This is a genomic window from Synechococcus sp. N26 (assembly GCF_900473975.1).
GTDB lineage: Bacteria > Cyanobacteriota > Cyanobacteriia > PCC-6307 > Cyanobiaceae > Parasynechococcus.
Map to the genome: position 1 here is coordinate 1 of NZ_UCNM01000006.1, position 12,756 is coordinate 12,756.

18 protein-coding genes are annotated in these 12,756 nt (G+C 61.9%); 5 read left to right on the top strand and 13 right to left on the bottom strand.

Annotated elements, in window-relative coordinates:
* The first annotated feature begins 85 nt into the window (after window positions 1-85).
* A complete protein-coding gene (locus tag DXY33_RS03225; RefSeq protein WP_115131738.1) occupies window positions 86-1,018 on the top strand; it encodes a YihY/virulence factor BrkB family protein in 933 nt (310 codons plus the stop codon).
* A gap of 53 nt (window positions 1,019-1,071) precedes the next feature.
* A complete protein-coding gene (locus DXY33_RS03230) occupies window positions 1,072-1,425 on the top strand; it encodes a hypothetical protein (RefSeq protein ID WP_115131739.1) in 354 nt (117 codons plus the stop codon).
* Here the strand turns inward: DXY33_RS03230 and DXY33_RS03235 are convergent.
* The 8 genes from DXY33_RS03235 to DXY33_RS03265 all read right to left on the bottom strand — a co-directional run bounded on the left by DXY33_RS03235 (window position 1,401) and on the right by DXY33_RS03265 (window position 7,103).
* A complete protein-coding gene (locus DXY33_RS03235) occupies window positions 1,401-1,754 on the bottom strand; it encodes a DUF2834 domain-containing protein (protein WP_115131740.1) in 354 nt (117 codons plus the stop codon). The genes DXY33_RS03230 and DXY33_RS03235 overlap by 25 nt on opposite strands.
* On the bottom strand, window positions 1,747-2,016 hold the full coding sequence (xseB, locus tag DXY33_RS03240; RefSeq protein WP_115131741.1) for an exodeoxyribonuclease VII small subunit: 270 nt from the start codon (window positions 2,014-2,016) through the stop codon (window positions 1,747-1,749). The genes DXY33_RS03235 and xseB overlap by 8 nt, the downstream gene beginning before the upstream one ends.
* Complete coding sequence (gene xseA / locus DXY33_RS03245) at window positions 2,016-3,179, bottom strand: exodeoxyribonuclease VII large subunit (RefSeq protein WP_115131742.1); 1,164 nt, start codon at window positions 3,177-3,179, stop codon at window positions 2,016-2,018. The genes xseB and xseA overlap by 1 nt, the downstream gene beginning before the upstream one ends.
* A complete protein-coding gene (locus tag DXY33_RS12175; RefSeq protein WP_170950925.1) occupies window positions 3,169-3,345 on the bottom strand; it encodes a hypothetical protein in 177 nt (58 codons plus the stop codon). Before DXY33_RS12175 ends, xseA begins: the two co-directional genes overlap by 11 nt.
* A 112-nt stretch (window positions 3,346-3,457) precedes the next feature.
* Window positions 3,458-3,598, bottom strand: coding sequence for a chlorophyll a/b-binding protein (locus DXY33_RS03250; protein ID WP_011365253.1), 141 nt, complete (start codon window positions 3,596-3,598; stop codon window positions 3,458-3,460).
* A gap of 88 nt (window positions 3,599-3,686) precedes the next feature.
* Window positions 3,687-6,191 carry an ATP-dependent helicase HrpB gene (gene hrpB / locus DXY33_RS03255; RefSeq protein WP_115131743.1) on the bottom strand — a complete coding sequence of 835 codons (2,505 nt, stop codon included), beginning with the start codon at window positions 6,189-6,191 and terminating at the stop codon, window positions 3,687-3,689.
* Between the two features lie 222 nt (window positions 6,192-6,413).
* On the bottom strand, window positions 6,414-6,797 hold the full coding sequence (locus tag DXY33_RS03260; RefSeq protein ID WP_115022581.1) for a hypothetical protein: 384 nt from the start codon (window positions 6,795-6,797) through the stop codon (window positions 6,414-6,416).
* Window positions 6,798-6,830: 33 nt separating this feature from the next.
* On the bottom strand, window positions 6,831-7,103 hold the full coding sequence (locus tag DXY33_RS03265; RefSeq protein ID WP_114988711.1) for a DUF2973 domain-containing protein: 273 nt from the start codon (window positions 7,101-7,103) through the stop codon (window positions 6,831-6,833).
* Between the two features lie 141 nt (window positions 7,104-7,244).
* On the opposite strand from DXY33_RS03265, the gene DXY33_RS03270 reads away from it, so the two are divergent.
* Window positions 7,245-8,378: a trypsin-like peptidase domain-containing protein gene (locus DXY33_RS03270; protein WP_244275841.1), complete on the top strand. Its 1,134-nt coding sequence runs from the start codon at window positions 7,245-7,247 to the stop codon at window positions 8,376-8,378.
* 10 nt (window positions 8,379-8,388) lie between these two features.
* Here the strand turns inward: DXY33_RS03270 and DXY33_RS03275 are convergent, their stop codons facing one another.
* Window positions 8,389-8,577 carry a hypothetical protein gene (locus DXY33_RS03275; protein WP_006849805.1) on the bottom strand — a complete coding sequence of 63 codons (189 nt, stop codon included), beginning with the start codon at window positions 8,575-8,577 and terminating at the stop codon, window positions 8,389-8,391.
* 114 nt (window positions 8,578-8,691) lie between these two features.
* Window positions 8,692-10,416 (bottom strand): ATP-binding cassette domain-containing protein, encoded by a 1,725-nt coding sequence (locus DXY33_RS03280; RefSeq protein WP_115131745.1) that lies wholly within the window; start codon window positions 10,414-10,416, stop codon window positions 8,692-8,694.
* Window positions 10,417-10,486: 70 nt separating this feature from the next.
* Here DXY33_RS03280 and DXY33_RS12180 point away from each other — a divergent pair, with 70 nt between their 5' ends.
* Window positions 10,487-10,663: a hypothetical protein gene (locus DXY33_RS12180; protein WP_170950926.1), complete on the top strand. Its 177-nt coding sequence runs from the start codon at window positions 10,487-10,489 to the stop codon at window positions 10,661-10,663.
* Here DXY33_RS12180 and DXY33_RS03285 read toward each other — a convergent pair.
* Together DXY33_RS03285 and DXY33_RS03290 are read right to left on the bottom strand one after the other, a co-directional pair.
* Entirely contained in the window at window positions 10,641-10,871 is a 231-nt protein-coding gene (locus DXY33_RS03285; protein ID WP_115131746.1) for a hypothetical protein, read from the bottom strand. The genes DXY33_RS12180 and DXY33_RS03285 overlap by 23 nt on opposite strands.
* 47 nt (window positions 10,872-10,918) lie before the next feature.
* Complete coding sequence (locus tag DXY33_RS03290; RefSeq protein WP_170950927.1) at window positions 10,919-11,218, bottom strand: hypothetical protein; 300 nt, start codon at window positions 11,216-11,218, stop codon at window positions 10,919-10,921.
* A gap of 106 nt (window positions 11,219-11,324) precedes the next feature.
* Between DXY33_RS03290 and DXY33_RS03295 the strand changes: the two genes are divergently transcribed.
* Window positions 11,325-11,618 (top strand): hypothetical protein, encoded by a 294-nt coding sequence (locus tag DXY33_RS03295; RefSeq protein ID WP_011365246.1) that lies wholly within the window; start codon window positions 11,325-11,327, stop codon window positions 11,616-11,618.
* Here DXY33_RS03295 and DXY33_RS03300 read toward each other — a convergent pair.
* Window positions 11,615-12,754: an anhydro-N-acetylmuramic acid kinase gene (locus DXY33_RS03300; protein ID WP_115131748.1), complete on the bottom strand. Its 1,140-nt coding sequence runs from the start codon at window positions 12,752-12,754 to the stop codon at window positions 11,615-11,617. The two genes, DXY33_RS03295 and DXY33_RS03300, sit on opposite strands and share 4 nt — an antisense overlap.
* Between the last annotated feature and the right edge of the window lie 2 nt (window positions 12,755-12,756).

Here is a 12,756-nt window from a genome sequence, read left to right on the forward strand (position 1 = left end):
ATTACCATCACCACCCACGAAGAAGCCACCTCACCTTGAGGTGGCTTTTTTGTTGTAAGGTTTTAGTAGACTTTTGCGCTCATCTGTGCCAAGACGTTCACTAGTTCGACGTTTAAGTGGCCAGATTTGGAAGGCTTGTCAGCGTTGGAATAATGCTGAGTGTGTTGATTTAAGTGCTGCTTTTGCATATTTCGTTCTTCAGTCGTTCTTTCCGCTGCTTCTGATTGCGTTGTCTGTTGCCGCAAGGGTGTTTGGCAAAACGGATAGTGTGGATAATGTGTTGGCCTCGGTGACGCAGGTCTTGCCGCCGTCAGCAACCAGCCTTGTTGATTCGACCTTGCGTGGGTTGGTGGATCAAGGCTTTGGCGCTGGAATCCTCGGTGTTGTCGTTTTGCTTCTAACGGCCAGTAATGCTTATTTAACGCTCCAGCGTGGAGCTGATCGCTTGTGGTCTGAGATTCTGCCCGAGCCATCAATCGGTTTGTCTTGGTGGCAACAGGTTGGACAGTTTTGTAGAACACGTGTTGAAGCCTTCCTGACGGTTTTTGCCATATCTGTTTTAATCGTTTTTCAACAGTTGGTACTCAGTATTGGGCAGCTTCCTGAGGACATTCTTGGCTTATTGGATGGCGTCGTTCCTGGCTTAATGGGGATCGTGCGCTCCAGTCCCATTCTTCCTCTCGGGCGGATTCTTGTTCCCGCGTTGATCTTGTCTTTGATGGCTTGGTTGCTTCAGGTAGTGTTGCCCAGCCGTCGTGTTCCTGCAATTCCACTCATTCCTGGCGCGTTGTTGATTGGATTCGGTCTCGCCTTTCTCAATAAAATTCTGAGTTTGAGTATTGTTTCTCTGGGTAATCGCTATCAGGCCTATGGCGTGATTGGTGGCGTTTTGGTGTTAACGCTTTGGGTTTGGTTGGTGGGTGTGATTCTTTATTTTGGCCAGTGCTTGAGTGTTGAATTGGCTGCAGTTCGTTTTGCGAAACCCCGGCTCGGGGAACCGAACAGCGCGTCGCCTTGAACTTTGATTTAACTCTGCGAAGCTGATTCAACGGACCCTTTCCGTTGAAGCCCATGAATCGATCACCAGCAGTGTTGTGGATCGGAGTTGTGTTGCTCCTGCTGCTGCCAACCGCTGCCGGTCGTCTCTTGCTTGATCTCGCCGGTGGCGTACTGCTGGCTCTTTTGGCGCTTCCTTTTATCCTTTCAGGTCTTGGTTGGATTGGCTGGAAGCTTTTGCAGTCTCGGATGATCAGCTGTACCGCCTGCGGTGCTACGGGTCTGAAGGGGGCTGCAGTTTGTGCCGTATGCGGCACTCCCTACGCCAGTGCGGGAGGAGCCAGCCCGGCCAGTGCGGCGGCCCCGTCTGCACCTGCCAGTGATCTCACCATTGACGTGGTGGCTCAGGATGTGGATTCCGATTCCTGAGCCTGAAGCTGTCGTTCCCGCAGGAACAAGAAAAACGGAGCAGCGCAGGCAAAGGCCAGACCGAAGCTCAGGGGGATGGCCAGCCACCAGCCTTTGATCTTCTGACGTGGTCCTTCCACACAGATCCACAGCGTGACGGCACTGGCCCCCACCAGCAGGTCAGCGCTCAAGGAGCGTGACGCGGCTGTGCTGCTGGCATCGGCGATGAATCGCGCTAGATCAAAGGCTTGTCCACCGCTTTCGGCGATGAATTCCAGGTTGGCCTTCCAGGGCAGGATCGCTCCCAACACAGCAAGAAGCAGATAAATCCAAGGCAGGGCTTTACGCATCGGTTGTGGCTTTGAGAGTTGTGGGATCAAGCTCGACAATCGACTGCTCCACGCTGTCGAGCAGGCTCTGACACCGGTTCAGATACACCTCGCCATGGAGCACTTTTTGCTGCAAGTCCGCCAACGGAACACTGTCGTTCTGTAGTTCAGCAAGCAGCAGATCCAAAGCCTGTATGGCTTCCTCGTAGCTCAGTGTCTCGGCATCCTTCCGCCACGATTCGATGCTATCGCGTTGCTCTTTCTTGACTTGGCGCTTGCTCATCAGGAGGAGGTGGTGGGTGCACTGGGCTGGATCTGATCGACTCGAGCTTCAAGGCTTCCGTTGCTCATTTGAATGTTGAGCTGATCACCGATCTTGACGGATTCCAGGTCTGAAATGGGGTCGCCGGCGGTGTTGCTGATCAGAGCCAAGCCGCGTTTCAGCCAGCGTTCCGGTGAAAGTGCGTTGAGCAATTGCTGCCTTTGAGCCAGTGCCTGGCGTTGGCGTTTGATCTTTTCCAGTGGAGACTGTTGCTGAAGGGCTACGTCTCGATCCTGAAGACGCTGACGTTCGCGAAGGATTCTCCCCAGCAGCGCCTCTTTCAATCGGCTTTGCCGCTGCGCTAGTCCTTGGCGTTCCGCCTCGCTGTCAGGCAGCAAGGCCACGATCGCTGCCGTGGGCGTGGCTGCACGATGGTCTGCCACCAGATCGGCGACGGTGAGATCATCCTCATGTCCCAGGCCTGTCACCACCGGTATGGGGTAGTTCGCCAGGAGGCGGCAAAGCGCCTCGTTGTCGAACACTGCCAGGTCTTCCCGGCTGCCACCGCCGCGGGCGAGCACCAAAGCGTCCAGTCCCAACTCATCTGTGCGCTCGGCCAAGGCTTCCAGGGTGCTGATGATCGTCGGTGCCACGGAACCCTGCACTGGAATTGGCACCACGATCAGCTGCGTCATGGGCCAGCGTTCCGCCGCGGTGCGGAGCATGTCGGCCAGGGCGGAACTGGGCACGCTGGTGAGCACCGCGATCGAGGCGGGTTGTCTCGGAAGCGGCCTCTGATGGCTTGGGTCGATCACCCCCTCCTGTTCCAGCAGTTGCCGCACCCGTTCAAAGTCGCGCAGCACCGTACTGAGGCTTGGCCGGATATCCAGCGCCTGAACGGTGAGGCTGGCTCGTGCTGCCCAGAAATTGAGCTTGCCCACCACGGTGACGCCGTCACCGTCTTTGGGTTGATAGCTCAATTGAGCCAGCTTCGAAGCCCACACCACACCGGAAATGCTGGCGGAGCCGTCGGTGAGGGTGAGCCAGAGGTGGCCCTTTTTGAGTTGTGGCCGGGAGACCGTTGCTTCCAGTAAAAAACGCGGCGCAAAACCGCGTTCCAGCAGGCTGCCGATGGCTGTGTTCAGCTCAGCAACGGAATAGGTCGGAAGACGATCAACGCTCAAGGCGGCTGTAGGCGTAACCCCAGTAGATGCAGACAACGGCTGAGATGCTGGTCAACAGAACGCCCCAGTTTTGGTGGATCTGGGTGGCACCAATCGTGCAGATCACCAAGGCGCTGCTGAGCAGCCTTGATCCATCACGTCTGTTCTGAACGTAAAGCGGTGCCAACGACTGCCTCAGTGGAATCCTCCCCACTGTGCTGCATCAGCGGTGGCTGGTGGAGAGGCAACAAAAAACCCCCCGGCGAGCCGAGGGGTTCTGTGAATCCGCGGAGCGGAAATCAGCCGAGGCCGATCTGGGACAGGATGCCCTGGCCGGTCAGGAGCTCGGTGCCGAGGCCGATCACGATGCCCAGCATGGCCAGACGACCGTTCCAGGTTTCAGCGAAGTTGACGAAGCCGAAGCGTGCGTTGTCAGACATGGGTGGGAACCGGTTGGTTTGGGACAAATGTAACAAAGGTTGGAGTTTTGTTGAGTGTGTTTACGGCTACGCGCCGGGCTTTTCCTGGTCAGGGTTGCTGGCCGCTCAGCCGGCGTTTGGTTCGGGCCGTCGGCAGCGCCTGTCGGGGATCGTCGGGCCAGGGGTGCTTGGGGTAGCGCCCCCGCATCTCCCGGCGCACCTCCCTGTAACTGCCTTGCCAGAAGCCTTTGAGGTCACGGGTGCGCTGCAAGGGGCGTCCGGCTGGTGAGAGCAGTTCTAGCGTGACGGGAATGCGGCCATTCAGGACGTGTGGGCCGTCGTCAGATCCGAACATCTCCTGCAATTTCACGGCGAGGATCACTTCGTCGGCGGTGTAGAGCAGCGCGGCTTGCCGGCCGGAGGGGATCGGGATGCGGCGCGGCAGCAGAGCATCCAGCTGTTGCCTGAAGCTCCAGTCCAGATCGCCCCAGAGTGCTTCTTCCAAGGCTGTCGCGCTGATGTCGCTCCAGCCCAGGCAGCCCTCCAAGCATGGGCCAAGCCAGCTGTCAGTCTGCTCCAGCAGGGTTGTCAGATCGCGATCAGGCCAGGGGGCGCCCACCTGTTGGTGCATCCATGCCAGCCGTTGGCGCAGCTGATCGCTGTTGTCCGTCCAGGGCAGGGCATCAAGGTTGGCATCCTTCTTCAGCTGCTCGATCAGCAGGTTGCGGCACAGCGCTGCGGCTGGTGAAGGCTGTGGCGTTCGGCGCACCACCAAGGCCCCCAGTTTGAGCTGGCGTTCGGCACGGACCCGCTGTCGTTCGGGATCCCAGCTGGCTTCGTCCTGCCAGTGGCCGTCCCGCTCAGCGATGCTCTGCAGGGTGCTCCGGCTCAGGGCGACGGCCATCTGGATCCGCGTGTCCCGGCCGCCCATGTCGACCCTGGCGACGGCCAGGGCTGGACTGCCCTGGAGCGGATCCCAGGGCAGCAGGGTTGCTCCGCGGCCCTGACGCAGCTGATAGCGACCGACCTGACCTGGACGCTGTTGCGCCAGCCATTCCGGAAAGGCCGCCAGGATCAGCTCGCCCGCATTGACGGAAGCGTTTCGCTCCTGGGGTGAGGCACCCAGTCGCTTCAGTTGACGGTGAAGTTGCTGGCTGAGCGTTCGCAGGGATGGATGGCGCTGGATGCTCTTGAGCCTGGCCTCGAGATCGCTGCCGATCTGGCGGCGATCGAACGGATCCCGTTCGCTGAGGATGGCCGCCAGATCACAGCCCAGCTGGGGGGCGCCCCGTTCTTGGGCCTTCAGCAGCAGCATGCCGAGACGAGGGTGAACGCCGAGGCAGCCGATCAGCCGTCCCCGCTCGCTGATGCGGCCGTCGTGCTCCAGCAGGCCGAGTTGTTGAAGGCCGAGCTGTCCCTCCTTCATGGCTGCTGCGGGGGGAGGGTCCAGCCACGGCAGTTCTTCCCCCAGTCCAGCCCCCCATTGGGCCAGTTCCATCAGCACGGGCTGGGGATCTGCCAGCAGCAGTTCAGGGGGGTGAAAGGGGGGGCGCCGCTGTTGCTCTGCCGGTGACCAGAGGCGGATGCAGTGGCCCGGGCATTGCCGGCCTGCCCTGCCCCGGCGCTGTTCCGCACTGGCCAGGCTGGCGACGGTGGTCTCCAGACCCTCCATGCGGGTGTTGGGGTCGTAACGCAGTTGACGGCTGAGGCCGCTGTCAATCACCAGGCGCACCCCATCAATCGTGAGAGAGCTCTCTGCAATGGCGCTGGCCAGGATGATGCTGCCGTCTTGGTTGGGCTCGCAGCGCTGCAGGGCTGAACTCTGCTGCTGCAAGGGCAGCTGACCGTGCAGCGCCTGAATCTTCCAGTTCTGCAGGGACGGGGCGGCCGTCAGGGCCTGTCTGCAGCGTTCAATCTCCGCCAGCCCCGGCAGAAAGACCAGAACCCCGCTGCCCTGCGGTTGGTCAAGGGCGTGTTGCTCGATGGCGCGCAGCACCTGTTTCGGCAGGGGTTCGTCCGGCCGTGGTGGTTGGTGGTGGGTGTCCACCGGGTAACAGCGGCCCGGGCTTTCCAGCACCGTTGCTTCGGGCAGCCGTTCCCTCAGATCGGATAGATCCAGCGTGGCTGACATCAAGATCACGGCGAGATCTGGATTCAGCAGCGGCCTCGCCTCGCGCAGCAAGGCGAGGGATAGGTCCGCCTCCCGCCCCCGCTCATGAAATTCATCGAAGATCACGCACCCCACCCCATCGAGCGAGGGATCGCTCTGCAAGCGCCGCAGAAAGAGGCCGTCGGTGATCACTTCCACCTGGGTGCGATTGGATCGCTTCTGTTCCCCGCGCACGGCATAACCGATGCGCGCGCCGATGTCTTCTCCAAGGCTCTCGGCAAGACGGGCGGCGGCCGCTTTGGTGGCCAGTCGCCGCGGTTCGATCATCCAGATTTTCTGATGCTCTTCAAGAACGCTCTGGCCTTCCGTCAGGGCTCCAATCAGCGCCAGGGGGACCCGTGTGGTCTTGCCTGCCCCCGGCGGTGCCTGGAGCAGAACCGTTTCCCCTGGGCGGACCGCAGAACAGATCTGCTCCAACAGGGCGTCGATCGGGAACTGGCTCAACGCGGTGTTGCCGCTCGATTCACGGGATGAGATTCATCAGGCCGAACAGCACCAGGCTGCTGATGGCGCCGACGGCCGCCAAAAGCCGCACCAGCGGGCCGATGGAAACGACGAGGGAGGCCATGAAGACTTTCTTAAAGGCCGGATTAATTCCGGTCTAGCCCCCTTTTCAGTGGCATTGCTGCATTCATTCGCACGCCTTTACAGAAAACCCGTGCCGGATCAGCGCACGTGGCGGGTCCCATCCACGGGGTGGTACTCCTCGCCGGTGAGTTCTTCAAACACGATGGCCGGGAGACCGGTTTCGAACATGGTCTGCAGGGCTTCCTTGAGATAAGGATTCCAGCCTCCGGTGCTCACCTGGCCGTGGCGGACAGTCCAGTCCCAGGTGCCCTGAAGGTCGCGGGGGATCCGGCCTTCTCGGTCACGACGGGCCACCAGATCAAGAGATTCAACAAGTCCCACGGTGATGGGGTCCTTGCCGTAGGCCGGGGTCAGGCTCAATTCCAGGCGGACGGGGTCTTCCTTCATCAGCCGAAGCCGAAACCGTGGGGGCAGCTTGATGCCTTTGATGACCGCGGCAACGATGCGTGTTCTCTGATCCACTCAGGCGACCCCTGTCGACTTCAAGCGCCCAATTTATTCAGTGCCGGGTCCCGCGGCCGTCGAGGCTTCGTCATCGTCACCGCCGAAGCGCACCGTCAGCAGGGCCTCTTCCGTGATCCTTCCCTCGCTGTCCAGAAGTTCTGGGTGGACGGTGACCTGGCCTGTGCGGTCGTTTGGAGCGTTGCTGGGCGCGCTGTTGATCGGACCGCTGGCAGCGCGGAAACCCTTGCTCATCACGCGGAAGGCCTGCCACAACAGGGCCACGAACAACGCTCCGTAAATGAGGGGAAACAGCGAACCGAGCATGACCCTCCGACCCAGCTGAATATCTGCATTCTCACGCTATCGGGACCCCGGTCGCATGTGGTCACAGCTTTGACACGGAACTTGGCTGTTTTCGGATCTGCTCTGCGTAGCGTCGAGGCAGCCGATCGACCTGAAGCTGTGGTGAACTCCCCGTCCCGCTCGCTGGTCGCCTCTGCTCTGGCGGGGGGATTGCTGGTGGCCGGCGTGTCGTCGCTTCCCTTGATCGTTGGCTCTCAGCAAGCCGAGGCGCGCCCGGAGATCCGTCGCGGCTCGTTTGTGGCTGCCGCTGTGAAGCGCAGTGGGCCGGCAGTGGTCAGCTTGGAGACGGCGCGGACCGTCAATCAGTCCAGTGTTACGGGAGTGCCGCCGGCCCTGATGCAGGACCCTTTGTTTCGCCACTTCTTCGGCATCCCACGCGCCACAGCTCCGCGCTCCAGGGTGCAGCGTGGCCAAGGCAGTGGAGTGATCTTCGATGCCAAGGGCCTGTTGCTCACCAATGCCCATGTGGTGGAGGGGGCGGATCAACTCACCGTGGACCTCTCCGATGGCAGGAGGGTGCCTGCCCGAGTGGTGGGCAAAGACAGCCTCACCGATCTCGCGGTGGTGCGTCTGGAGGGCTCCGGGCCCTGGCCGGTTGCGGATCTGGGGGATTCCGACCGGCTCAGCGTGGGCGACTGGGCGATTGCCGTGGGCAATCCCTTTGGCCTGGAGAGCACGGTGACTCTGGGAATCATCAGCAACCTCAACCGCAACGTTGCTCAGTTGGGAATTTCCGGCAAACGTCTTGACCTGATTCAGACCGACGCGGCGATCAATCCTGGTAATTCGGGTGGGCCACTGCTCAATGCCGACGGTGAGGTGATCGGCATTAATACCTTGGTGCGATCAGGGCCTGGGGCGGGTCTGGGTTTTGCCATTCCGATCAATCGGGCTCGAACCATTGCCCAGCAGCTGGTGGCCAGCGGCAAGGCCCGTCATCCGGTGATCGGCATCCGTCTGTCGCCGGTGCCACGGCCCACTCCCACGTCCCCGGTGCCGCCAGGTGCGGTGATTCGCGCTGTTCAACCTGGGGGGCCGGCGGACCGCGCCGGGCTCAAGGTGGATGATGTGATCCTTCGCTTCGATGGCCAGGTGGTTGATGGCCCAGCTGCGGTGGTCAGTGCCATTGAACGCCGCGGTGTCGGTGCCATGGTTGTGCTCGAGGTGCAGCGAGCTCAGGAGCGGGTCTCGTTCAACGTCAAGCCCGTCGATTTATCGGCCTTGGCCCCTGGCTGAAGCTTTTGGCTCAGGCGTCGTCGGCGTCCCTCAGTTGTTCGACGCATTGGGTGATGCAGTCGCCATCGTCGAGCGAACAGGTGGTGATGCACTGGAAATAGGTTTCCACGGCGTCCCAGGTCTGCTCATGGGGGGCCGGACCGGGGGCTGTTGAACCGCCAACGGGTTCGCTGTTGCCGGGGCCGGGAACCATGCTCATCGGGGCTGGAAGGTCAGTTTTGTCAGCCTATGCAGATGAAAACAGCAGGTAAAGAGAAATAAGTCTTCCTGCCTAAACCTGTGTGAAGTTTTCGTTGCCGTCGTCTGATTCCAGTCAGGCCGCCTTTTTACGGCGGGCGTCGCGTGCCTTCTGCTTCTCCTTGTTGGCCTTCCGCTTGGCTTCCCGTTCTGCAGCCAGTTCTTTCTCCCTGGCGGCTGCCCTTTCCTCCTCTTTCTTCTCGAGGTAGTAGTTGTAATCCCCGCGATACATCACCAGCTCGCCGTCCCGCAGTTCCACGATGCGGTTGGCAACGCGGGAGATGAAATAGCGATCGTGGGAGACCAGCAGCGCGGCTCCCTCGTAGGCCATCAAGGCGTCCTCGAGCATCTGCTTGGCGGGGATGTCGAGGTGATTGGTGGGCTCATCCAGAACCAGCAGATTGCAGGGGGTGAGCAGCATCAGGGCCAGGGCCAGACGGGCTTTCTCTCCGCCGCTGAGCTTCCCGACTTCCTTGAACACCGTGTCGTTGCTGAAACAGAAACTGCCCAGCAGCGAACGAACCTGGGTCTGGGTCCAGTCGGGAACCGCTTCGTACATCGTGTCGATCACGGTCTTGGACAGATCCAGGGCTTCGGCCTGGTTCTGTTCGAAGTACCCCGCAATCACGTTGTGCTCCCCAAGTCGAGAACTGCCTTCATCAGGGGTCTCAACCCCCATCACCAGGCGCAGCAGGGTGGACTTGCCCGCACCATTGGGGCCCACGAAGGCAATGCGGTCACCCCGCTCCACCTCCAGTTCAGCCCCCAGGAACAGGATTTTGTCTCCATAGCTGTGGGTGACGTTGTGAATCAGGGCAACCTGGGCTCCGGAGCGCGGGGCAGGCGGGAACTGAAAACTCGGCCCGGCCACGGATTCGATCGGTGCCTCCACCCGTTCCACTTTGTCCAGCTGCTTCTCACGGCTTTTGGCCTGGGTGCTGCGGGTGGCACTGGCACGGAAGCGATCGATGTAGGCCTGTTGCGTGGCGATCTCCTTCTGCTGCCGTTCGAAGGCCGCCTGTGTGGCCTCCCGCTCCAGTTGTTTCTGCTCCAGGTGGGCGGTGTAGTTGCCGAGGTAGCTGCGGGACACCCCCCGTTCGGTGGAAACGATCTGATTGCAGACCCGGTCGAGGAAGGTGCGGTCATGGCTGATCACCACAAGGGCTGCGCTCTGCTCCAGCAGGTAGTTCTCCAGCCACTGGATGGTTTCGACATCTAGATGGTTGGTGGGTTCGTCGAGTAGCAGAAGATCCGGTTCCTGCAGCAGGATTTTTCCCAGGGCAATCCGCATCTGCCAGCCCCCGGAATAATCCTTCACCTGCAGCTCAGCGCCCTCCGGGGTGAAGCCGATCGTGGGCAGGAGCTTGTCGATGCGGGCATCGAGTTCGTAGCCATGCAGTGCTTCGAAACGGCTTTGCAGCTTTCCCAGTTCTTGGATCAGCTGGTCCAGATGGTCGGGATCCTCCGCAGCCCGTTCGGAGCCCATCGCCTCTTCCACCTGCTTCTGCTGGTTCATGACCTCGGCCGCTTCGCCGAAGGCTTGAAACAGTTCCTGGCGCACGGTGCGCTCCAGGTCCACGTCGAATTCCTGCTGGAGATAGGCGATGCGGGGCTCTCCCTGCCGAACCACCTGGCCGCTGGTGGGCTCTTCGTGTCCGGCGATCAAACGCATCTGGGTGGACTTGCCGGCGCCGTTCACCCCCACCAGGCCGATTCTGTCTCCGGGTTTCACCTCCCAGGTCACGGCCCGGAGCACTTCCCCCGTGGGGTAGATCTTGCTGACGTTTTCGAGTCGCAGCACCGGCGGAAGGCGTGATGCCCTCCATCATCCCTGTCGGCAAACTGGTGAAGGTTCCCGGAGGCTGGTCGCCATGCTGAAACTGGAGCAGCTGGCCGCGCTCGTGGTGGCCGCAGGATTGGCGATTGTGAGTTATCTGCTCTTCTTCAGTTGGGCCGGAGGTGGCGGCTACGAACGCCGTGAGCGCGCTGTGCCCCAGGCGCGTCTGATGCCCGAAGCCCCCGAGCTCAAAGACCGCCTCTCGCCTTGATCAGCCAGCGCTTGCTGTCGTCGTCGTCAAGGCTGGCCAGATGGTCGCGCACTTCTTGGGGCGTGACAGGTAGCCCCAGCTGGTCGCCCAGGCTGCAGATGCTGGCCATGGCGCCGTTGGGATCCTGGAGCGCCTGACGGAACAGGGCCTGGGTCTGTTCCGTATTGCTGCTGATTCGGGCGTACAGCGATGCGGCGTTGGAAGCCATCGCGATCTGAGCAACTGCTCAAACGCTATTCAGCACCGAGAGTCTTGTCAGGCAGCTTGTTCGAGGCCGTCATCGTGCTGTCCCAGGGCCGAGGCGTCCTTCATGCTGCGGGCGTCCATGCAGAGCACCTTGCGCAGTTGGGCGTAGTTGGCGGCCTGGGTGCTGCGCCCTTCCTGGGAAGCGCCGTATTCGGCCCGTTGCAACACGTGGTGCAGGTGGGTCAGCAGATAGGTGCTGATCACGGCTGACACCAGCACGTCGCTGTTTTCAGCGCTGCGACGGGGGCGTCGGGACCGAGCGCGGGTGCCGGCTGGGCTGCGACGGGAGCGAGGTGTGGCTTGGGTCATGGGGTACTCCGAGGAGGACCAATGCCCCCCACCATGGTCATGGATACTACCCTTGACCATCTCTGTACACTTTTTAGTAGCAGAGCCCCTCTCAGGGGATCCGGTCGTGCCCACCCGTCAGACCTCATCCAGCGGGAAGCCCAAGTCCCCGAGAATTCAGGTGGTTCTGCCTGAGGATCTCTGTGCGCGTCTCACGGCGATGGCGGAGCTGGAATCCCGCACGGTGAGCAATATGGCGAGGGTGCTGATCCAGCAGGGGGTTCAGCGCCATGAGCAGGAGTTGGAGGCGTCCGCACCGGCGCCGACCCGCGAGGAGCGCCTGCGGTCTGCCCTGGAATCACAGCAGCCCCGCCGTCTGCGGGGCGCCCCCCGGCGCCTGCGCCTGCACCGGCCCGGTTAGGCCGGCTCCACCCGCGTGCCGAGCACGGCCTCCCGAGAGGCTCCGGTGACAGCGGGCACATTGCCGGGATGCCCCCTGTGGTGCCACCAGGCCAGCAACGCGAAGACCAGCGCTTCTCGGGCTTCCGTCGGCACCCCCAGACTGCTGCTCGTATCGATTTGTGCTCCTCGGCAGCGCCGCCGCAGCTCATCGATCAACACCGGGTTTTGGCTGCCACCTCCGGCTGTGATCAGTTCGATCGGTGCGATCCCAACGCTCTGGCGCAGACGTGCCAGATCTTGGGCAACCACAGCGGCGGAAAAGGCCGTCAGGGTGGCGATGGCATCTGCCGCTGAGGCCCCACCGAGCTGACGTAGCCGCCGGTTGAGGTCGTCCTGCCCGAAACACTCCCGTCCCGTGGATTTCGGTGGTGCCAGCTGGAAGTACTCCTCCTGGAGCCACCGCTGGATCCAGCCCTCATCCGCATGGCCCTGAGCTGCCATCGCTCCACTCTTGTCGAAGCTTTGGGCGCCATTGGTGAACTGGCGCATGCCCAGGTCAATCAGGCTGTTGGCGGGGCCGCAGTCCCATCCCAAGATCGCGGCATGCCGATCTACTCCACCGCAGGGGGGGATAAGGGTGAGGTTGGCAATGCCGCCCAGGTTCAGCAGTGCCCGCCAGCCCTGCGTGTGCCCCAGCAGTGCCGCATCGGCCCGAGGCACGAGCGGTGCTCCCTGTCCCCCTAACGCCAGATCAGCGGCGCGGAAGTCATGCACCACCGGCCTTTGCAGCAGATGGGCCAGCAGCGGGGCCTGAAGAATCTGCCAACTGGCCCCCCGTGCCTCTTGGGCCGGCGGGCGGTGCCAGACGGTCTGGCCATGGCAACCGATCAGCTCAGCTGTTGCATCGGGGTCGCAGGCCTTCACTGCTTGGGCTTGAACCTCCGTGATGGCTTCCGCCAGCTCCAGCCATCGGGATGCCGGCATCGGTGCACCCTGGCCGGCTGCCACCACCTGCTGCTGCAGTTCGAGCGGATAGGGCTGATGGTGGTGGCGAAGCAAGGACCACTTCGGATGTTGAGGTGGGCCCTCGAAGTGCACCAGCACGGCTTCCACACCGTCAGCACTGGTTCCGCTCATCAGCCCGAGGCAGTGCATCG

Excerpts from the sequence above, each read along its gene's own strand:
- DXY33_RS03230 (WP_115131739.1), top strand. The coding sequence starts at position 1,072 with ATGAATCGATCACCAGCAGTGTTGTGGATCGGAGTTGTGTTGCTCCTG.
- DXY33_RS03235 (WP_115131740.1), bottom strand. The coding sequence starts at position 1,754 with ATGCGTAAAGCCCTGCCTTGGATTTATCTGCTTCTTGCTGTGTTGGGA.
- xseB (WP_115131741.1), bottom strand. The coding sequence starts at position 2,016 with ATGAGCAAGCGCCAAGTCAAGAAAGAGCAACGCGATAGCATCGAATCG.
- DXY33_RS03250 (WP_011365253.1), bottom strand. The coding sequence starts at position 3,598 with ATGTCTGACAACGCACGCTTCGGCTTCGTCAACTTCGCTGAAACCTGG.
- DXY33_RS03265 (WP_114988711.1), bottom strand. The coding sequence starts at position 7,103 with ATGCTCGGTTCGCTGTTTCCCCTCATTTACGGAGCGTTGTTCGTGGCC.
- DXY33_RS03275 (WP_006849805.1), bottom strand. The coding sequence starts at position 8,577 with ATGAGCATGGTTCCCGGCCCCGGCAACAGCGAACCCGTTGGCGGTTCA.
- DXY33_RS12180 (WP_170950926.1), top strand. The coding sequence starts at position 10,487 with ATGCTGAAACTGGAGCAGCTGGCCGCGCTCGTGGTGGCCGCAGGATTG.
- DXY33_RS03285 (WP_115131746.1), bottom strand. The coding sequence starts at position 10,871 with ATGGCTTCCAACGCCGCATCGCTGTACGCCCGAATCAGCAGCAATACG.
- DXY33_RS03290 (WP_170950927.1), bottom strand. The coding sequence starts at position 11,218 with ATGACCCAAGCCACACCTCGCTCCCGTCGCAGCCCAGCCGGCACCCGC.
- DXY33_RS03300 (WP_115131748.1), bottom strand. The coding sequence starts at position 12,754 with ATGCACTGCCTCGGGCTGATGAGCGGAACCAGTGCTGACGGTGTGGAA.